Origin of the sequence: Limnohabitans sp. (assembly GCF_046052825.1) — a bacterium.
GTDB lineage: Bacteria > Pseudomonadota > Gammaproteobacteria > Burkholderiales > Burkholderiaceae_C > Limnohabitans.
The window spans coordinates 39,537-56,226 of the sequence record NZ_JAVLFP010000045.1 but is presented as its reverse complement, the minus strand read 5'-3'; the positions used below and the strand labels follow the sequence as shown (position 1 = coordinate 56,226).

The following is a 16,690-nucleotide window of genomic DNA, read 5'->3' as shown; positions in this document are numbered from 1 at the left end:
TTGCGCCTCGTGTGTGCCGACAGGTCTTCATCCTATTTCGGAGATCTCTTCATGACCCCCGTGCGTCGTTCCCTTCTCAAGGGGGCCGCTGCGTTGGCCACCCTTGCCGGTGTGCCCAGCTTTGTGCGTGCCCAAACCACTTCTCCTGCCTCTTCTCCTGTCACTCCCGAGCGCCGCTTCGCGCCGCAAGCGGGCGAGTGGCGTACCTTCGAGGTGACCACCCGGGTGGACATTGCCGAGCCCAAAGGCACCACCCGAGTCTGGCTGCCGGTGCCCAGCATCAACTCGGACTGGCAGCGTTCGCTCGAGAGCAGCTTTGCCAGCAACGGCACCACGCGCATGACCAGCGATGGTGCCGAAGGCGCGCGCATGCTCTACACCGAGTTTTCAAGCACGGTGGGCAAGCCATTTGTAGAAGTGACCAGCCGCGTGCAGACGCAAAACCGCCAAGTCAATTTGGACTTGGCCGCCAGTCCAGCCTTCACGCGTGAAGATGCGGGCACGCTGCGCTTTTACACCCGGGCTACGCACTTGCTGCCCACCGATGGCATTGTGCGCACGACAGCACTCGCAGCGACCCAAGGTGCCCACACCGATGTGCAAAAAGCCCGCGCCATCTACAACTGGGTGGTGGCCAATGCCTGGCGCGAACCCAAGGTGCATGGTTGTGGTGAGGGCGACATCAAAGCCATGCTGGAGACCGGCAACCTGGGCGGTAAGTGCGCCGACATCAACGCCTTGTTTGTGGGGCTGTGTCGCTCGGTGGGCGTGCCTGCACGCGACGTGTATGGCATTCGCTTGGTGCCTTCGGCCTTTGGCTACAAAGAGCTGTCGGGCAACCCCGCCAGCTTGAAAGGTGCGCAGCACTGCCGCGCCGAGGTGTACCTGCAAGCCCACGGTTGGGTGGCGATGGACCCGGCCGATGTGGCCAAGGTCATGCGCCTGGAAACGCCCGAGTGGATCAAACGCACCGACAACCCGGTGGTCAAACCCGTCTACACCACCTTGTTTGGAGGCTGGGAAGGCAACTGGTTGGGTTGGAACACGGCCCACGATGTGGCGCTGCCGGGCAGCAAAGAGGAGCGCTTGGGCTTTTTGATGTACCCGGTGGCGGAGACCGCAGACGGTCGCTTGGACTCGTACGCGCCAGACAGCTTCAAGTACCAAATCACCGCCCGCGAAATCGGCGTCTGATTCGGCATCTGATGCGGTGCCTAATCCAGAGCGCTGATGGCGCGTGCTGGATCAGACCGACATGCGCAAGCGTTGCCCGCTGGTGAAGCTGCGCGGCTTGCCCGTGATGGGGTCGGTGAACAACACACTGCGCGCCAGTAACTGAAGCGGGCGGGTGAAGTCCTCGGGCGCCCCGGGGCCACGCGACACCACCGGGTAGAACTGGTCGCCTTCAATTGGCAGGCCCAGCGCGTTCATGTGGATGCGCAACTGGTGGCGTTTGCCTGTGACGGGTTCTAGGCGGTACAACGCGCTGTCACCTTGCACCTGGAGCAGCGAGACGGTGGTCTCGCTGTTGGGGGGGGCCGCCACCTCCTGCGAGCGAAAAAACTGTGTGGCACAGGCTTCGATGCGGCTGCGACGTGTCAGTGGCAGCGTCAGATCGGCGCGGTAGGGCGCGACGGCTTCGTACACCTTGTGCACCTGGCGCTCCCGAAACAATGCTTGGTAGGCATTGCGGTCTTGTGGGCGCACGCACAACAGCACCAGGCCAGCGGTTTCGCGGTCAATGCGGTGCACAGGGCTCAGCGTGTCGATGCCCAGCTGGCGCTTCAAGCGCACCAGCAAACTCTGGCGCACATACTGCCCGCCCGGTGTGACGGGCATGAAGTGGGGTTTGTCTGCCACCACCAGATGCTCGTCTTGAAACACGATGCGTTCTTGCACTGGCAAATCTGGCTCGTCGGCAATGTGGCGGTAGTAGAACAAGCGGGTGCCGCTGGCGTAGGGCTGTTCGGCGTGTACTGCGTGCCCTTGTTCGTCGAGCACTTCGCCGCTGTGCAAACGTGCGCCCCAGGCTTGGCGACTGACCGTGGGCAAGCGCTCGGCCAAAAAGTCCAGCACGGTGGTCCAGGGGCCAGGGGGTAAGGCCACGCAACTGGGGCTCACGCCGTCACGCGTGGGGAGGGGGCGCACGCTGGGTGGGCGAGCCATGGCGCATCAACCTGCGCTGTCAGACCTTGGTGAACACCAAGTCCCACACACCGTGGCCGAGTTTGAGGCCTCGGTTTTCAAACTTGGTGAGGGGGCGGTAGCTGGGCTTGGGGGCAAAGCCACTGGCATCGGTGGCCGTGTTGTTCAGCAAAGGTTCTGCGCTGACCACGTGCAGCATTTGTTCGGCATAGGGCTCCCAGTCGGTGGCCAAGTGCAAATAACCACCGGGCTTGATGTGGTGGGCCAGTCGGTTCACAAACGGGCTTTGGATCAAGCGGCGTTTGTGGTGGCGGCTTTTGTGCCAGGGGTCAGGAAAAAAAATGTGCACGCCGTCCAGGCTGTTGTCGCCCAGCATGTGGTCCATCACCTCTATCGCGTCGTGTTGCACGATGCGGATGTTGCCAATGCCTTCTTCGCCGCAGCGCTTGAGCAAGGCGCCCACGCCTGGCGCATGCACTTCACAACACAAAAAATTGTTGTCAGATCGGGTCTGTGCAATTTTGGCAGTGGCGTCGCCCATGCCAAAACCAATCTCCAAAATCAGCGGTGCAGCGCGGCCAAACGTAGCGGCGGCATCGAGACGTTCGGTTTGGTAAGGCACCAAAAATTGTGGACCGAATTGATCGAATGCACGCGTCTGACCAGGCCCCATGCGCCCTGCGCGCAGCACATAGGTTTTGATGACGCGCATGAAGGGGGCGTCGGGCTGTGGGGTATCGGGCGTGGTCATGGCGGAGCGTGTTTGATCGAAACTCAGATTATCGTGGGCACGTGGCTTATGCTCACATCACTCAAGCCTCTAAAACCGTTGGAGCGATGTTTGAAGCAAGAAGTAACTGAATTTTTTCAACGCTACCAGTCTTTGTTTGACCAACAAAACTGGACAGCATTTGCTGCGCTTTTTCATGAGCCTGCGCTCAGCGTTCGTGGGGATGGATCGGTCATGACCATCGCCACGCATGCAGAGGGCGCGCGCTTGTATGCAGCAGTGGCACAAACTTGGCGAAGCGAAGGCTATGCACGGTTTGAGATGCAGGACTTTGACATCTTGCGCATGGGCTGCGATAGCTGCTTGGTGTCGTTTGACTGGCTCATGCTGCGTGAGGACGGATCACTCGTTCGGCGTTGGCGACAGTCGTACCAGCTGATACAGCTTCCCCAAGGCTGGCGGGTGTTGTCATCGACGTTTCACCGAGGATAGCCAATGACCCACCGTTACCAAGTTTTTGGCCCTGAGGGCGAATTTGAACCAGGTTCCAACCAACAGGTGTTGCGAAACTTGCTTGGTATCAAGGTGTCGGTCGATATGGACGAGCTAGAACTTTGGTTGCTGGCTCAACTGTATGAAGAGGTGTTGCTGCATCAGTTACCAGAGCGTGTGCTGAGCGTGGGTGACTTGAAACACTGGCACCGACTTTGGTTGGGCAATGTGTATGCATGGGCGGGGCAAGAACGTTCGGTCAACATGAGCAAAGGCGGTTTTGCCTTTGCAGCGGCTGCGCAAATCCCTCGGTTGCTGGATGAGTTTGAACGCAATTGTTTGGCGCTCCACACACCGTGTAGCCAACTTTCGGAAGACGAGTTGGTGATGTCCATCGCCGTGACGCATGTGGAGTTCATCCTTATTCACCCATTTCGCGAGGGCAACGGCCGTTTGTCGCGCTTGTTGGCTGATGTGATGGCCGTGCAGGCCGACCATGGGCCGCTAGATTACAGCGCTTGGGAGCTTCGAAAGACGGATTACATCAACGCGATTCACGCTGGTTTTTCTGGAAACTACGAGCCGATGTGCGAGTTTGTACGCGCGGCGATGGTTGCTGGTGACAACAACCTCAACGAGCCAGCTTGATGTGCGCAAAACGGTTTTGGGGTTGGCGTAGTTTTTGTTCTAACTGCGCAACGTTTTGGCCTGTTTCCACAGCGGTGGAGCTAGCCACGGCACGCATCACAGCCTTTAGGCTAGGCTGTTTGCGTTGGAGTGCGGTGGTTTTGATCATGTTGCAGCGTTGTATGGTGAACGTTTAAATTTTACCGAAGTTGAATCAAAAATTAAACGCTTTTACCTTTGGGGCATGAAGCTTGGCGAGAGTGAGGCTTGCGTCCACTGGCGTAAAGCGTCTTCTATAGAGCTTGTGCAGGCTGCAAGACCCAGCACTTGTGCTGCTGCATTCAAGGCCGCCAGTGGATCATGCAAGTCCAAAGCCTGCGCCCCGTTTTGTTTGCTCAATTTCTCGCCGTTCTCACCCAGTACCAAGGGGGTGTGCAGGTAGCTGGGCGTGGGCAAGCCCAAGGCCTGTTGCAGCACGATTTGGCGGGCGGTGTTGTCGGCGAGGTCTGCGCCACGCACGATGTGGGTGATGCCTTGCGCGCCATCGTCCACCACCACGGCGAGTTGGTAGGCCCACAGACCGTCGGCACGGCGCAGCACGAAATCGCCCACCTCGTGCGCCACGTCTTGGTGTAGAGGGCCCACTGCACGGTCTTGCCAGGTCAAGGGCACGGTGAGTTTCAAGTCGTCGATCACGCGCTGGACATTCAAGCGCCAAGCGCGTGGGGCTTTGCCGTTCAGGCTATGGCGGCAGGTGCCTGGGTAAACCGCTGCGCTGTGTCGTGCGCGGGTGTGTCCCATTGCCGCTTGCGCCTCTTCAATGTCTTTGCGTGAACAACCACAGAGGTAAGCCCAGCCTTGGGCCATGAGGTGGTTCAGTGCCGTTTGGTAGGCGTCATTGCGCGTGGATTGCCACAACACCGGGCCATCGGGCACCAAGCCGCAACGCGCAAGTTGTTGCAAGAAGAGCTGGTCGGCGCCCGGCAGGCAACGCGGTGTGTCCACGTCTTCGATGCGCACCAACCATTGGCCACCGTGGGCACGCGCATCGAGCCAACTGGCCAGGGCAGCAACGAGCGAGCCCGCATGCAGCGGGCCCGTGGGAGAAGGAGCAAACCGACCGGTGTAGGGCAATTACAAACGGTGCGCCGATTGGCACACGGCCAAAGCCAGTTCCAGACCCGACACAAAAGCGTCTTCAACGCGGTGGCCCAAGTGCCAATCACCGCAGGTGCCCAAGCCCGTGCCTGCATGGTATTGGTACGACACGCCCAAGGGCGTCAAGGTTTGTGCATAGCGCCACAGGTGCACTTCGGCATGGCTGGGTTCTGCGCGAATGCCGGTGAGTTCAGAGAACGCGCGCAACAGTTTGGCTTGCACGCGGGGGGCATCGTCCTCCAAATGTTCTTGCGACCAAGTGGCACTGGCTTGCACGGTCCAGCGTTCGATCTTGCCGCGCTTGGGCTTGGACGACTCGCGCGCCAACCAAGCCACGCGGTGGTGGGTGCTGCGCGCTGCGTTCCATTGAGGCCCGAGGTGGGGCAGGTCGGGTTGGCTGGCATTGGGGAAGGCCAGCATCAAGGTCCAGCAAGGGGCCACTTGAACGTCAGCCATGGCGTCAATGAAGTGGGTTTTGGTGACCGCACTGCCTGAATTGCGCAGCAGCTGTTCGGCCTGTACCGAGGGCATGGCCAGCAGCACGCGGTCGTAGCCGCTGTGTTTCTCCAGCACGTCTTTGCCGCTCTTGGTGTTGAGGCTGTGCACCGTCCACTGACCTTTGGCGTTGCGCTCCAAGCGCTGCACTTGGTTTTGAAAATGCAAGGCTTGGCCCAAGGGTTGGGCCCAGTGGCGAACCAAGGCGTTCATGCCAGGGCTGGCCACAAAGTGGGCTTCTTTGGAGGGACGTGCCGCTTCGAACACGTGGCCGAGTGGGTCGAGCACCCGCACGGCGTTGGCGCTCCAAGGGCGGCAAATGTCGGTGGTGCCCGGCACGGTTTGCAGTGCCAGCGAGAACCGGGCATCACGAACCGTGAAGTACTGCGTGCCGTGGTCAAAGCTGCCAAATGCACTGTCTCGGGTGGACATGCGTCCGCCTGCGGCGTGGCTTTTTTCAAACACATGCACCTGGTGACCCGCTTGGGTCAGGGTGCGTGCGGCGGTGATGCCGGCCATGCCGGCGCCGATGATGGCGATGTGAAGTGTCATGGCTGCACTCTACACGCTGCGCGGGGCTTTGGAACGTCGGGGGTTCACCAACAAGGCCGCACGGGTGGTGGGGCTCTTGAGCTGCGTGAGCCACCACTGCAAGGCGCGCCCGCCGCGTTCGCCTTCGCTGCCGTCTGGAATGCGCCAGGCATAGCTGAGTTGAGCCTCGCGACGCGGGCGTTCGACCTCGCGCACGAGCAAGCGTCCCACCTCGATCAGGGGATGGACCAAAGACTCGGGAACAAAGCCCACGCCCAGGCCGCGCACCTGCGCATCAATTTTGGCGGCCATGCTGGGCACAGTGAACACATCTTGACCCGGCAACAGACCAATGGTCATGCCACTGCCGCGTTGCACCGAGTCGGCCACGGCCACGGCGCGGTGTTGGCGAATCAAACTGTCGCTCAAGGGTTCAGGGGCTTGGGCCAGCGGGTGCTGGGGGCACATGGCAAACACAAAGCGCATCGGCCCCAGCGCATGGCTGTGGATGCCAGCTGCCGTGCCGCTGCCGTCGGGGCTGCCCGGGATGCCCAAGGCCAAATCCGCTTGCCCACTGGTGAGGGCCTCCAGGGTGCCGGTGAGGGTCTCATCGCGCAGTTTGAGTCGGGTGGGCGGCGACAGCGCCAAGAAGGCTTCGCACAGCTCCATCACGGTGACGCGATCGATGATGCTGTCGATGGCAATGGTGAACTGGCTTTCCCAACCTGTGGCCACACGGCGCACGCGGTTGGCGATGGCGTCCATGTCGGCCAGCAGCCGCTCGCCCTCGCGCATGAGCTCGTGGCCGGCGGCGGTCAGCTTGGCATGGCGCGAGCTGCGGTCAAACAAGAGCACATCGAGTGCGTCTTCGATTTGGCGCACACGGTAGGTGAGGGCGCTGGGCACCAGGCCCAGGCCTCGCGCGGCGGCGGCAAAGCTGCCTGCTTTTTCGATCGTGTGCAACATGCTGAGGGAGTCGGGGGTGAGGACGTCACGGGGAGATGGCATGGTCCATTGATCGTTCAAATAATTTGAATGATGCCATCAAAAGCCCAGCACCGCCGCACAGCTGGCTCCCACTACAGTTCATCCCACAGGAGAAACCAAGACATGCTGACCCTTCGCAAATCCCAAGATCGCGGCTACGCCGACCACGGTTGGTTGCGCTCGTTCCACAGTTTTTCATTCGCCAACTACCACGATCCTGAGTTCATGGGTTGGGGCAATTTACGGGTGATCAACGAAGACCGCATTGCCCCGGGTACCGGCTTTGGTACCCATGGGCATCGCGACATGGAGATCATCAGCTACGTGCTCAGCGGTGAGTTGGCGCACAAGGACAACATGGGCAACGTCAAAGGCATTCCACCAGGCGATGTGCAGCGCATGAGCGCAGGCAGTGGCGTGATGCACAGCGAGTTCAACCACGCGCCTGAGCAAACCACCCACTTCTTTCAAATTTGGATCGAGCCCAATGTGCGCGGCATTGCGCCCAGCTATGAACAGCACACCGTGCCGCCTGCCAGCAAACGTGGCGCATTGAGCCGCATTGCGGGTTCGGATGGTGCACTGGTCAAGATCCACGCCGATGCAGCGTTGTACGCCGGCTTGTTGGACGGCGCCGAAAGTGCCACGCTGGCGTTGGCGCCCCATCGCAAAGGCTATGTCCACGTGGTGCGCGGCAGCGTGCACGTGAATGGCGTGGCTTTGAGCGCAGGAGACGCCGCCATGTTGGATGGCGAACCGAGCATCACCCTGAATCAGGCTTCAGATGCCGAGGTGTTGGTGTTTGACTTGGCGCCTTGATTTTTCAATTCGTTTTCTTTTTTCACTAAGGACTTTCTCATGACCAAAACTGTTGTTGTTTTCCATTCCGGCTACGGCCACACCCAACGCGTCGCCCAGTTTGTGGCCGAAGGCGCCAAGGCCGACTTGATCACCATCGACGCCGATGGCAATTTGAGCGATGCCGACTGGGCCGTGGTGGATGCGGCCGATGCCATCATCTTTGGCTCGCCCACTTACATGGGCATGGCTTCTTGGCAATTCAAAAAGTTTGCCGATGCCACCTCCAAGCGTTGGTTCACGGGCGCTTGGAAAGACAAAGTCGCAGGCGGCTTCACCATCTCGGCCAGCCCAAGTGGCGACAAGCTGTCGACCATCCAATACTTCATCACCTTGGCCATGCAAAACGGCATGATCTGGGTGGGCCAACCCGCCATGAACGACGGCACCATCAACCGCATTGGCTCCAACTCGGGTCTGATGGCACAAGTGGGCCCCACCAGCCCTGCTGCAGACATTCCTCAGGGGGACTTGGACACAGCCAAGGCCTATGGCGAGCGCGTGGCCCAAGTGGCGGCCAAGTTGCGCGGTTGAGCATTTTCAAGACAAGCCCCTCACGTTGCTCAGACGTGTGGGGTCTTGGGCTTTGGTTGCACTGACACACAGGCGTTAGCATGAGCCTATGAAGATCATTCAACTCCTGCCTTGGGCCGATTGGTTGGCGCTCGGTTTTTTTGTCGTGGTGTGGTCCATCTACGCCTTGTTTGCCAAGCATTGGAGCAATGGTCAAACGTCGATCTTGGCTTTGACCAACCGCTACCGTCACCAATGGATGCTGCAGGCCACAGGGCGCGACCCGCGCATGCTCGACGGCATCATCACCCAAAGCCTGTCGGCCACGCCTTCGTTTTTTTGCTCCACCACCATATTGGTTTTGGGCGGCTTGTTTGCGTTGCTCGGCACCACCGACAAGGCGGCCGAGTTGGTGCGCGAGATTCCATTTGCTGAACAAACGCCGAGCTTGGTGTTTGAGTTCAAGATCTTGGTGTTGGTGGTGATTTTTGTGTACGCGTTTTTCCGCTTCTCGTGGTCGATGCGTCAGTACACGTTTGTCTCGCTGTTGATTGGCTCCATGCCACCCGCCAAAGATTTTGCGCAAGGGTTAGCCGATCCGGCGGTGTTTGCCAACCGAGCGGCGGCGATGACGGGCTTGGCCGCTGAGACCTTCAATGGCGGTTTGCGCGCCTATTACTTTTCATTCGCTGCCATGGGTTGGCTTTTTTCGCCACTGATTTTTGTGTTTGCCACTGTGTTGGTGGCCGCGGTGTTGTACAACCTTGAGTTCCGTTCCGACGTTGTGCACTTGTTGCAGGAGTAACAGCGCTGGAGTGCTAAGGGTGGGTGGCGCTCAAGTCGGGGGCCAAGGCCTCTCGCTCATCAAACACAAAGCAACCTCCTTGGTAATGGGCATCGCCCACTTCCTCAAAGTATTTGAGGATGCCGCCCTCCAGTTGGTACACATGGGCCAAGCCCGCTTCGCGCATGTAGATGGCGGCTTTCTCGCAGCGTATGCCGCCCGTGCAGAAACTGATCACAGTTTTGTCTTGCAGTGAGGCTTTGTGCGCTTGCACAGCATCTGGGAATTCGGTGAATTTGGACAAACCCCAGTTGAGGGTGTTTTCAAACGTGCCGTGGTCGATTTCAAATTGGTTGCGGGTGTCGAGCGTGACGACTGGGCGTCCTTCGTCGTCGTGGCCCTGGTCGAGCCATCGCTTGGCGGTGGCGGGTGTGACCGCGGGTGCGCGTCCATTCGCGGGTCGAATGCTGGGGTGGTTCATGCGGATGATCTCGCGCTTGACCTTGACCAACATTTTTTTAAACGGCTGTGTCGCTGACCAACTCTCTTTGGGTTGAAGGTCTGTCAGCCGTGGGTCTTGCCTTAGCCACGCCACAAAGCCGCGCACGCTTTCAGCGTTGCCGGCCAAAAAGAAGTTGATGCCTTCTTCAGCAATCAGCACGGTGCCTCTGAGTTGTCGCGCCAGCGCTTGGTCAAGGCAAGGTTGGCGCAAATTGGCCGCATCGGGCAGGGCGACAAACTTGTAGCAAGAAATGTTCAAAATCGTATTCACCCGGTGATTTTAAAGATGCGGCTGAGACGCTTGAATCCAGTTTCAATCCCTACAATCTGGCGCATGTTTGTTCACCTGCGCCTTCACACCGAGTTTTCTGTCGTCGATGGAACCAACCGCATCGACGAGATTGTGAAAGCCGCTGCCGCTGACGAACAGCCCGCGCTGGCCATCACCGACCTCAACAACTTGTACGGTGCCATCAAGTTTTACAAAGAGACGCGTGGCAAAGGCGTCAAGCCTGTGGTGGGCGCAGAAATTTTTCTGGAAAGCTTGACCCAAGACGCGGCACAGACCTCGCGCATGATTTTGCTGGTGCAAAACCACCAGGGTTACCTGAATTTGTGCGAGTTGATCAGCCGTGGATGGACGCAAAACGTCATCAAGGCGGTGGGCGTCATCAAGCTGGAATGGTTGCAAGAACTCTCGCAGGGTTTGATTGCTTTGTCTGGCGCCCAAGCGGGCGCTTTGGGGCAGGCCTTGGTCCAAGGCGACACCACGCGGGCCAGCGAAGTGGCGTTGCAGTTGGCGGGTATTTTTCCGCACCGCTTTTATGTGGAGTTGCAACGCGCGGGGCGACCCGAAGACGAAGCCCATGTGTTGGCCGCGGTGCAGTTGGCTGCCCGCCTGAGCTTGCCGGTGGTGGCCACGCATCCGGTGCAGTTCACTTTGCCTGACGACTACGAGGCCCATGAGGCGCGGGTGTGTATTTCGGAGGGCGAGATTTTGGGCAACCAGCGTCGTGTGCGACGCTTCACCCGGGATCAGTACTTCAAGTCATCGGCCGAAATGCAGGCCTTGTTTGCCGATGTGCCATCGGCCTTGGCCAACACGGTGGAGATTGCACGCCGCTGCAACCTCACACTGTCGCTGGGCAAGCCTCAGCTGCCCAATTACCCCACGCCCAACGGCATGCCGATTGACGAGTATTTCCGGTTTGCCTCGCACGAAGGGCTGGAAGAACGCTTGGCCCATCTGTACCCCGATGTGGCTGTGCGAGACAAAGAGCGCCCACGCTATGTGGAGCGGTTGGAGTTTGAGATCGGCACGATTTTGAAGATGGGCTTTCCGGGCTACTTTTTGATCGTGGGCGACTTCATCAACTGGGCCAAGAAAAACGGCTGTCCCGTAGGGCCGGGCCGTGGTTCGGGCGCCGGGTCGTTGGTGGCCTATGCGCTCAAGATCACCGACTTGGACCCGCTGCAATACAACTTGCTGTTCGAGCGGTTCTTGAACCCCGAGCGGGTGTCGATGCCCGACTTCGACATTGACTTTTGCCAGACCAACCGCGACCGTGTGATCGACTATGTGAAAGACAAGTACGGTCGTGATGCGGTGAGCCAGATTGCCACCTTCGGCACCATGGCGGCGCGTGCCGCCATCCGTGACGTGGGGCGTGTGCTGGACATGAGCTACACCTTTTGCGACGGCATCAGCAAACTCATTCCGAACAAACCAGGGCAGCACATCACGATTGCAGGGGCCATTGAGGCCGAGCCCATCTTGGCCGAGCGGCTGGACAAAGAAGACGAAGTCAAAACCTTGCTGGCGCTGGCGCAAAAGCTCGAAGGCATGACGCGCAACGTGGGCATGCACGCGGGTGGCGTGTTGATTGCGCCGGGTAAGTTGACTGACTTTTGCCCGTTGTACCAACAGCCGGGCAGCGGCTCGGCGGTGAGCCAGTACGACAAAGACGACGTCGAAGCTGCTGGCTTGGTGAAGTTCGACTTTTTGGGCTTGGCCACGCTCACCATTTTGGAGATTGCGCGCGAGTTCATCATCCACCGTCACAAAGGCCAAGAAGACTTCGCGTTTGAAAACATTCCGCTCAACGATGCGGCGACGTACCGCTTGTTCCAAGACGGCAAAACCGAAGCCGTGTTCCAGTTTGAAAGTCGCGGCATGCAAGGCATGTTGCGCGATGCGCGTCCGACCCGCCTGGAAGACCTGATCGCGCTCAACGCCTTGTACCGCCCGGGCCCGATGGACCTGATCCCCAGCTTTGTGGCGCGCAAGCACGGACGCGAAGAAATTGAGTACCCGCACCCCTTGGTGTCAGAGATGTTGTCGGAGACCTACGGCATCATGGTCTACCAAGAGCAGGTGATGCAAACGGCGCAGATTTTGGGCGGTTACTCTCTGGGCGGCGCCGATTTGCTGCGCCGCGCCATGGGCAAGAAGAAGGCCGAAGAGATGGCCGAGCACCGCGAAATCTTCCGTGCCGGTGCGGCCAAGAACAACATACCTCAAGAAAAAGCCGACGAGATTTTTGACTTGATGGAGAAGTTTGCGGGCTACGGCTTCAACAAGTCGCACGCCGCCGCCTACTCTTTGCTGGCCTATCACACGGGTTGGTTGAAGGTCCATTACACGGCCGAGTTTTTCTGCGCCAACATGACGGTGGAGATGGACGACACGGACAAGCTCAAGGTCTTGTTTGAAGATGCGCAGAAGATGGGCTTGTCGTTCGAGTCGCCCGACGTCAACCGCGGTGCCTACCGCTTTGAACCGATTTCAGACAAAGTGATTCGTTATGGCCTGGGCGCCATCAAGGGTTCGGGGCAGCAAGCGATTGAGGCCATCGTCGCCGCACGCGAGGCGGAGGGCCCTTTCACCAGCTTGTTCGATTTTTGCCGCCGCGTGGACCGCAGCCGCTTGAACAAGCGCACGGTGGAGGTACTGATCAAAGCCGGTGCGTTTGACAACTTGCATTTGAACCGTGCAGCTCTGCTGGCCAGCGTGGAACGCGCGTTTGACTTTGCCAGTGCCAGCGAGGCCAATGCCAACCAAGGTGGCTTGTTTGACATGATGGGTGAGGACACCCACGGGTCGAGCACGCAAGAGCCGGATTTGGTGGAGGCCTTGCCTTGGGGTGTCAAAGAACGTTTGACGCACGAGAAAGTGGCTTTGGGTTTTTACATTTCAGGCCACTTGTTTGACGAGGTTGAGCGTGAGGTGCGTCAGTTCGTCAAGCAGCGTGTAGAAAACCTGATGGACTCGCGTGAGCCACAGTTGTTGGCGGGCATTGTGAGTGACATGCGGGTCATCAACGGGCAACGCGGCAAGTTGGCCATCTTCAAGCTCGACGACAAATCGGCCGTGATTGAAGCCACCGCCGACGAGGCCACCATCAACACTTACCGCAACACCTTGAAAGACGATGAGTTGGTGATTGTCATGGGCAAGGCCACACCAGATCGTTTCTCGGGAGGCTTGCGGTTTTCAATCACCCAGGTGTGGGACTTGGGCCAAGCCCGTTGTCGCTTTGGCAAGTACCTGCGTGTGTGGGTCAATGGCTCGGCCCCAGACATCGCACGTTTGTTGCGCGAACACCCCGCCAAGGTCGAGCAGTCGGAACAAGGCGAGTTGGTGCGTGGCATGGGTGTACGCTTGCGCGTGTTGCGTGAGGGCGCCAAGGCTGAAGTTCAGCTGGGCGAGAACGCCAAATTTTTTCCCAGCGATGCGGCCTTGGCCAGCTGGATGGCCCAGGCCCATCAGGGGCAGGCCCAAATCGTTTACGAGTGACGCCTATGTGGACCATTCCAACTCTGATGACCTTGACCCGCATCGTGGCGATACCGCTGATCGTGGGTTTGTTTTATTTGCCAATGGACAAGGCGGATCAGAACCTGTGGGCCACCGTCATGTTTGTGGTGTTTGCTTTGACCGATTGGTTGGACGGCTACCTGGCACGCAAGCTCAACCAAACCTCTGCCTTTGGCGCCTTCTTAGACCCCGTGGCCGATAAATTTTTGGTGTGTGCCAGTTTGTTGGTGCTGGTTCACCTGGGGCGCGCCGATGTGTTGGTGGCCTTGATCATCATCGGTCGTGAGATTGCCATTTCGGCCTTGCGGGAGTGGATGGCGCAAATCGGCGCCTCGCGCAGTGTGGCTGTGCACGTGTTGGGCAAACTCAAGACAACGGTGCAGATGGTGGCGATTCCGTTTTTGCTGTTCGATGGCACGTTATTTGGCGTCATCGACACAGCGCTGTGGGGCTTGGTGTTGATTTGGATTGCGGGGGTGTTGACCGTTTGGTCGATGGTGTATTACCTGCAAAAAGCCTGGCCAGATATCTTGCAGCACGCCAAATAAACCATGACCGACGAACGCAATGCCGCTTGGCTGCGTGCCATGCCTTGGGTGTTTGTGGTCATCTGGAGCACCGGCTTTATCGTGGCTCGCTACGGCATGCCCAATTCGCCGCCGTTTACTTTTTTAGCCTGGCGCTACTTTTTTTCAATCACCTGTTTTTTGGTTTGGATTCGTCTCAGCGGTGTGCAATGGCCGCAAGGCCGGTTGCAATGGCTGCATCTGGCCGTGACGGGTGTGTTCATGCATGCCGGGTATTTGGGGGGCGTGTGGGCTGCGGTCAAGGTCGGCATGGGGTCGGGCCTGTCCGCCTTGATCGTTGGGTTGCAACCGGTGTTGACGGCGGTGTGGTTGTCCTCGCGCGGCGGCCATGTGTCGCGTCGTCAATGGTTGGGCTTGTCACTGGGCTTCATAGGCTTGGCGTTGGTGTTGGCGCGCAAATTCGAGGGTGGGGTAGAAGTGAGCGTTTGGAGCGTGACCATGGCCACCATGGCTTTGCTGTCGATCACCACTGGCACCTTGTACCAAAAACGTTTCGTCACTCCGTGTGATGTGCGCAGTGCCAACACTGTTCAGTTGGTGGCAGCGCTGTGCGTCACGCTGCCCTTGGCTTGGTTAGAGACCGAGACTGCGCAATGGAATGTTGAGATGATGGGTGCGATGGCTTGGTCTGTTGTGGGCTTGACCTTGGGGGGCAGCTCTTTGCTTTACATGTTGATTCAGCGCGGCGCGGCTGCTGCAGTGACAAGCTTGATGTATTTGGTGCCGCCCACCACGGCGGTGATCGCTTGGTTTTTGTTTGACGAAGCGATCACCTTCGTGACAATCGCCGGCATCGCCTTGACCGCGTTGGGTGTGAGTTTGGTGGTGCGTCCACCTAAAATTGTGGCTTGATTTTTAAAGGTTCAAGATGAGTCAAAAACGAATTGCAGTCATTGCGGGCGACGGCATTGGCAAAGAAGTGATGCCCGAAGGTTTGCGCGTGATGGATGCTGCTGCGCGCAAATTTGGTCTCGATTTGAAGTTTGACCATTTCGATTTTTCAAGCTGGGACTATTGCGAAAAGCACGGCCAGATGTTGCCCGACAACTGGAAAGACCAGATCGGCGGCCACGATGCCATTTACTTTGGTGCGGTGGGTTGGCCAGAAAAAATTGCCGACCATGTGTCGCTGTGGGGCTCGTTGTTGCTGTTTCGTCGCGAGTTTGACCAGTACATCAACTTGCGCCCCGCGCGTTTGATGCCCGGCATCATTGCCCCGGTGGTGCGTCGCGATGGCACGCCACGCCAGCCGGGTGAGATTGACATGTACATCGTGCGTGAAAACACCGAAGGCGAGTACTCCAGCATTGGTGGGCGCATGTACCCTGGTACCGAGCGCGAAATCGTGATGCAAGAGACGGTGATGTCGCGCATTGGCGTAGACCGCGTGCTGAAGTTCGCTTTTGAGTTGGCGCAAAGTCGGCCTAAAAAGCATTTGACCAGCGCCACCAAATCCAACGGCATTGCGATCACCATGCCTTACTGGGATGAGCGTGTGGTGGAAATGGCCAAGGGCTATCCCGACATCAACGTGGACAAATTCCACATCGACATCTTGACCGCACACTTTGTGCAGCGCCCTGATTTTTTTGATGTGGTGGTGGCCAGCAATTTGTTTGGCGACATCTTGAGTGACTTGGGGCCTGCTTGTACCGGCACCATTGGCATTGCACCGAGCGCCAACTTGAACCCCGAAGGCAAATTTCCGTCCTTGTTTGAACCAGTGCACGGATCTGCCCCCGACATTGCGGGCAAAGGCTTGGCCAATCCAATTGGTCAAATTTGGTGTGGCGCCATGATGTTGGAGTTTTTAGGTCACAAAGATGCGCACGATGCCGTGCTGGCTGCGATTGAAAAAGTATTAGATCCAAAGAGCGGTGCACCTAAAACGCCTGACATTGGAGGCACTGCATGCACCCGTGATGTGGGTAAAGCCATTGCTGAAGTTTTGTGAGCGGCGTGTCGACTCTGCTTTACCTTTATCAATCAAAAAAGCGACTAGAATCCGCTGCCACGCTGCGTTTGCCGGGTGTTTGTCTGATTGACAGCCGCCCAGGCCATGGCTCTAATGCCAAGACCAGCGTCACTGCTAACGCAGTCAATTTCAAGAAACCATCTGCGTTGTTCTTGGAATGTACGGGCTGCAAATTTTGATCAACATCACATCTCATTGAGAGGGGTTTTTTGTGAATAAGACTGAACTGATTGAGCACATTGCCAAGCATGCCGATATTTCCAAAGCTGCTGCCACGCGCGCCTTGGAATCCACAATTGGTGCTGTGAAAACCACCTTGAAAAAAGGCGGCACAGTGTCTTTGGTGGGCTTCGGTACTTTTGCTGTGGGCAAACGTGCTGCACGCACGGGCCGTAACCCCCGTACTGGCGCTGCGATCAAAATCAAAGCTGCCAAGGTGCCTAAGTTCCGTCCAGGTAAAGGCCTCAAGGATGCGTTGAACTGATCTTCG

General features: G+C 58.4%; 17 protein-coding genes. 11 read left to right on the top strand and 6 right to left on the bottom strand.

The window, feature by feature from the left end:
- Window positions 1-51: 51 nt before the first annotated feature.
- A complete protein-coding gene (locus ACKWJN_RS07420) occupies window positions 52-1,194 on the top strand; it encodes a transglutaminase-like domain-containing protein (RefSeq protein ID WP_408595710.1) in 1,143 nt (380 codons plus the stop codon).
- A gap of 51 nt (window positions 1,195-1,245) precedes the next feature.
- On the opposite strand, the gene ACKWJN_RS07415 is transcribed toward ACKWJN_RS07420, so the two are convergent.
- Complete coding sequence (locus ACKWJN_RS07415) at window positions 1,246-2,166, bottom strand: pseudouridine synthase (protein WP_408595709.1); 921 nt, start codon at window positions 2,164-2,166, stop codon at window positions 1,246-1,248.
- 19 nt (window positions 2,167-2,185) lie between these two features.
- Window positions 2,186-2,896, bottom strand: coding sequence for a tRNA (guanosine(46)-N7)-methyltransferase TrmB (gene trmB, locus ACKWJN_RS07410; protein ID WP_408595708.1), 711 nt, complete (start codon window positions 2,894-2,896; stop codon window positions 2,186-2,188).
- A gap of 48 nt (window positions 2,897-2,944) precedes the next feature.
- On the opposite strand from trmB, the gene ACKWJN_RS07405 reads away from it, so the two are divergent.
- Both ACKWJN_RS07405 and ACKWJN_RS07400 read left to right on the top strand, forming a co-directional pair.
- The gene (locus tag ACKWJN_RS07405; RefSeq protein ID WP_408595707.1) at window positions 2,945-3,367 is read left to right on the top strand and encodes a nuclear transport factor 2 family protein; all 423 of its coding nucleotides are present in this window, start codon (window positions 2,945-2,947) and stop codon (window positions 3,365-3,367) included.
- Window positions 3,368-3,370: 3 nt separating this feature from the next.
- A complete protein-coding gene (locus ACKWJN_RS07400) occupies window positions 3,371-4,015 on the top strand; it encodes a Fic/DOC family protein (RefSeq protein WP_408595706.1) in 645 nt (214 codons plus the stop codon).
- A 210-nt stretch (window positions 4,016-4,225) separates the two neighbouring features.
- Here ACKWJN_RS07400 and gluQRS read toward each other — a convergent pair whose 3' ends face one another.
- Genes gluQRS through ACKWJN_RS07385 form a run of 3 tightly spaced genes read right to left on the bottom strand, consistent with a single transcriptional unit; the run spans window position 4,226 to window position 7,186 of the window.
- The gene (gluQRS, locus tag ACKWJN_RS07395) at window positions 4,226-5,128 is read right to left on the bottom strand and encodes a tRNA glutamyl-Q(34) synthetase GluQRS (RefSeq protein ID WP_408595705.1); all 903 of its coding nucleotides are present in this window, start codon (window positions 5,126-5,128) and stop codon (window positions 4,226-4,228) included.
- On the bottom strand, window positions 5,129-6,199 hold the full coding sequence (locus tag ACKWJN_RS07390; RefSeq protein WP_408595704.1) for an NAD(P)/FAD-dependent oxidoreductase: 1,071 nt from the start codon (window positions 6,197-6,199) through the stop codon (window positions 5,129-5,131). It abuts the gene before it with no gap.
- A 9-nt stretch (window positions 6,200-6,208) separates the two neighbouring features.
- Window positions 6,209-7,186, bottom strand: coding sequence for a LysR family transcriptional regulator (locus ACKWJN_RS07385; protein WP_408595703.1), 978 nt, complete (start codon window positions 7,184-7,186; stop codon window positions 6,209-6,211).
- Window positions 7,187-7,288: 102 nt separating this feature from the next.
- Here ACKWJN_RS07385 and ACKWJN_RS07380 point away from each other — a divergent pair, with 102 nt between their 5' ends.
- The 3 genes from ACKWJN_RS07380 to ACKWJN_RS07370 all read left to right on the top strand — a co-directional run bounded on the left by ACKWJN_RS07380 (window position 7,289) and on the right by ACKWJN_RS07370 (window position 9,341).
- Entirely contained in the window at window positions 7,289-7,984 is a 696-nt protein-coding gene (locus ACKWJN_RS07380) for a pirin family protein (protein WP_408595702.1), read from the top strand.
- A gap of 39 nt (window positions 7,985-8,023) precedes the next feature.
- Window positions 8,024-8,557 carry a flavodoxin family protein gene (locus tag ACKWJN_RS07375; RefSeq protein ID WP_408595701.1) on the top strand — a complete coding sequence of 178 codons (534 nt, stop codon included), beginning with the start codon at window positions 8,024-8,026 and terminating at the stop codon, window positions 8,555-8,557.
- Window positions 8,558-8,645: 88 nt separating this feature from the next.
- A complete protein-coding gene (locus tag ACKWJN_RS07370; protein ID WP_408595700.1) occupies window positions 8,646-9,341 on the top strand; it encodes a DUF599 domain-containing protein in 696 nt (231 codons plus the stop codon).
- Between the two features lie 13 nt (window positions 9,342-9,354).
- On the opposite strand, the gene ACKWJN_RS07365 is transcribed toward ACKWJN_RS07370, so the two are convergent.
- A complete protein-coding gene (locus ACKWJN_RS07365) occupies window positions 9,355-10,092 on the bottom strand; it encodes a sulfurtransferase (RefSeq protein ID WP_408595699.1) in 738 nt (245 codons plus the stop codon).
- Between the two features lie 63 nt (window positions 10,093-10,155).
- Here ACKWJN_RS07365 and dnaE point away from each other — a divergent pair, with 63 nt between their 5' ends.
- From dnaE to ACKWJN_RS07340, 5 genes are all read left to right on the top strand, one after another.
- Window positions 10,156-13,617 (top strand): DNA polymerase III subunit alpha, encoded by a 3,462-nt coding sequence (dnaE, locus tag ACKWJN_RS07360; protein WP_408595698.1) that lies wholly within the window; start codon window positions 10,156-10,158, stop codon window positions 13,615-13,617.
- Window positions 13,618-13,622: 5 nt separating this feature from the next.
- On the top strand, window positions 13,623-14,186 hold the full coding sequence (gene pgsA, locus ACKWJN_RS07355; protein ID WP_408595697.1) for a CDP-diacylglycerol--glycerol-3-phosphate 3-phosphatidyltransferase: 564 nt from the start codon (window positions 13,623-13,625) through the stop codon (window positions 14,184-14,186).
- 3 nt (window positions 14,187-14,189) lie between these two features.
- The gene (locus ACKWJN_RS07350) at window positions 14,190-15,077 is read left to right on the top strand and encodes a DMT family transporter (RefSeq protein ID WP_408595696.1); all 888 of its coding nucleotides are present in this window, start codon (window positions 14,190-14,192) and stop codon (window positions 15,075-15,077) included.
- A gap of 16 nt (window positions 15,078-15,093) precedes the next feature.
- The gene (locus ACKWJN_RS07345) at window positions 15,094-16,179 is read left to right on the top strand and encodes a tartrate dehydrogenase (RefSeq protein ID WP_408595695.1); all 1,086 of its coding nucleotides are present in this window, start codon (window positions 15,094-15,096) and stop codon (window positions 16,177-16,179) included.
- Between the two features lie 232 nt (window positions 16,180-16,411).
- On the top strand, window positions 16,412-16,684 hold the full coding sequence (locus tag ACKWJN_RS07340) for an HU family DNA-binding protein (RefSeq protein ID WP_100146174.1): 273 nt from the start codon (window positions 16,412-16,414) through the stop codon (window positions 16,682-16,684).
- Window positions 16,685-16,690: the final 6 nt, after the last annotated feature.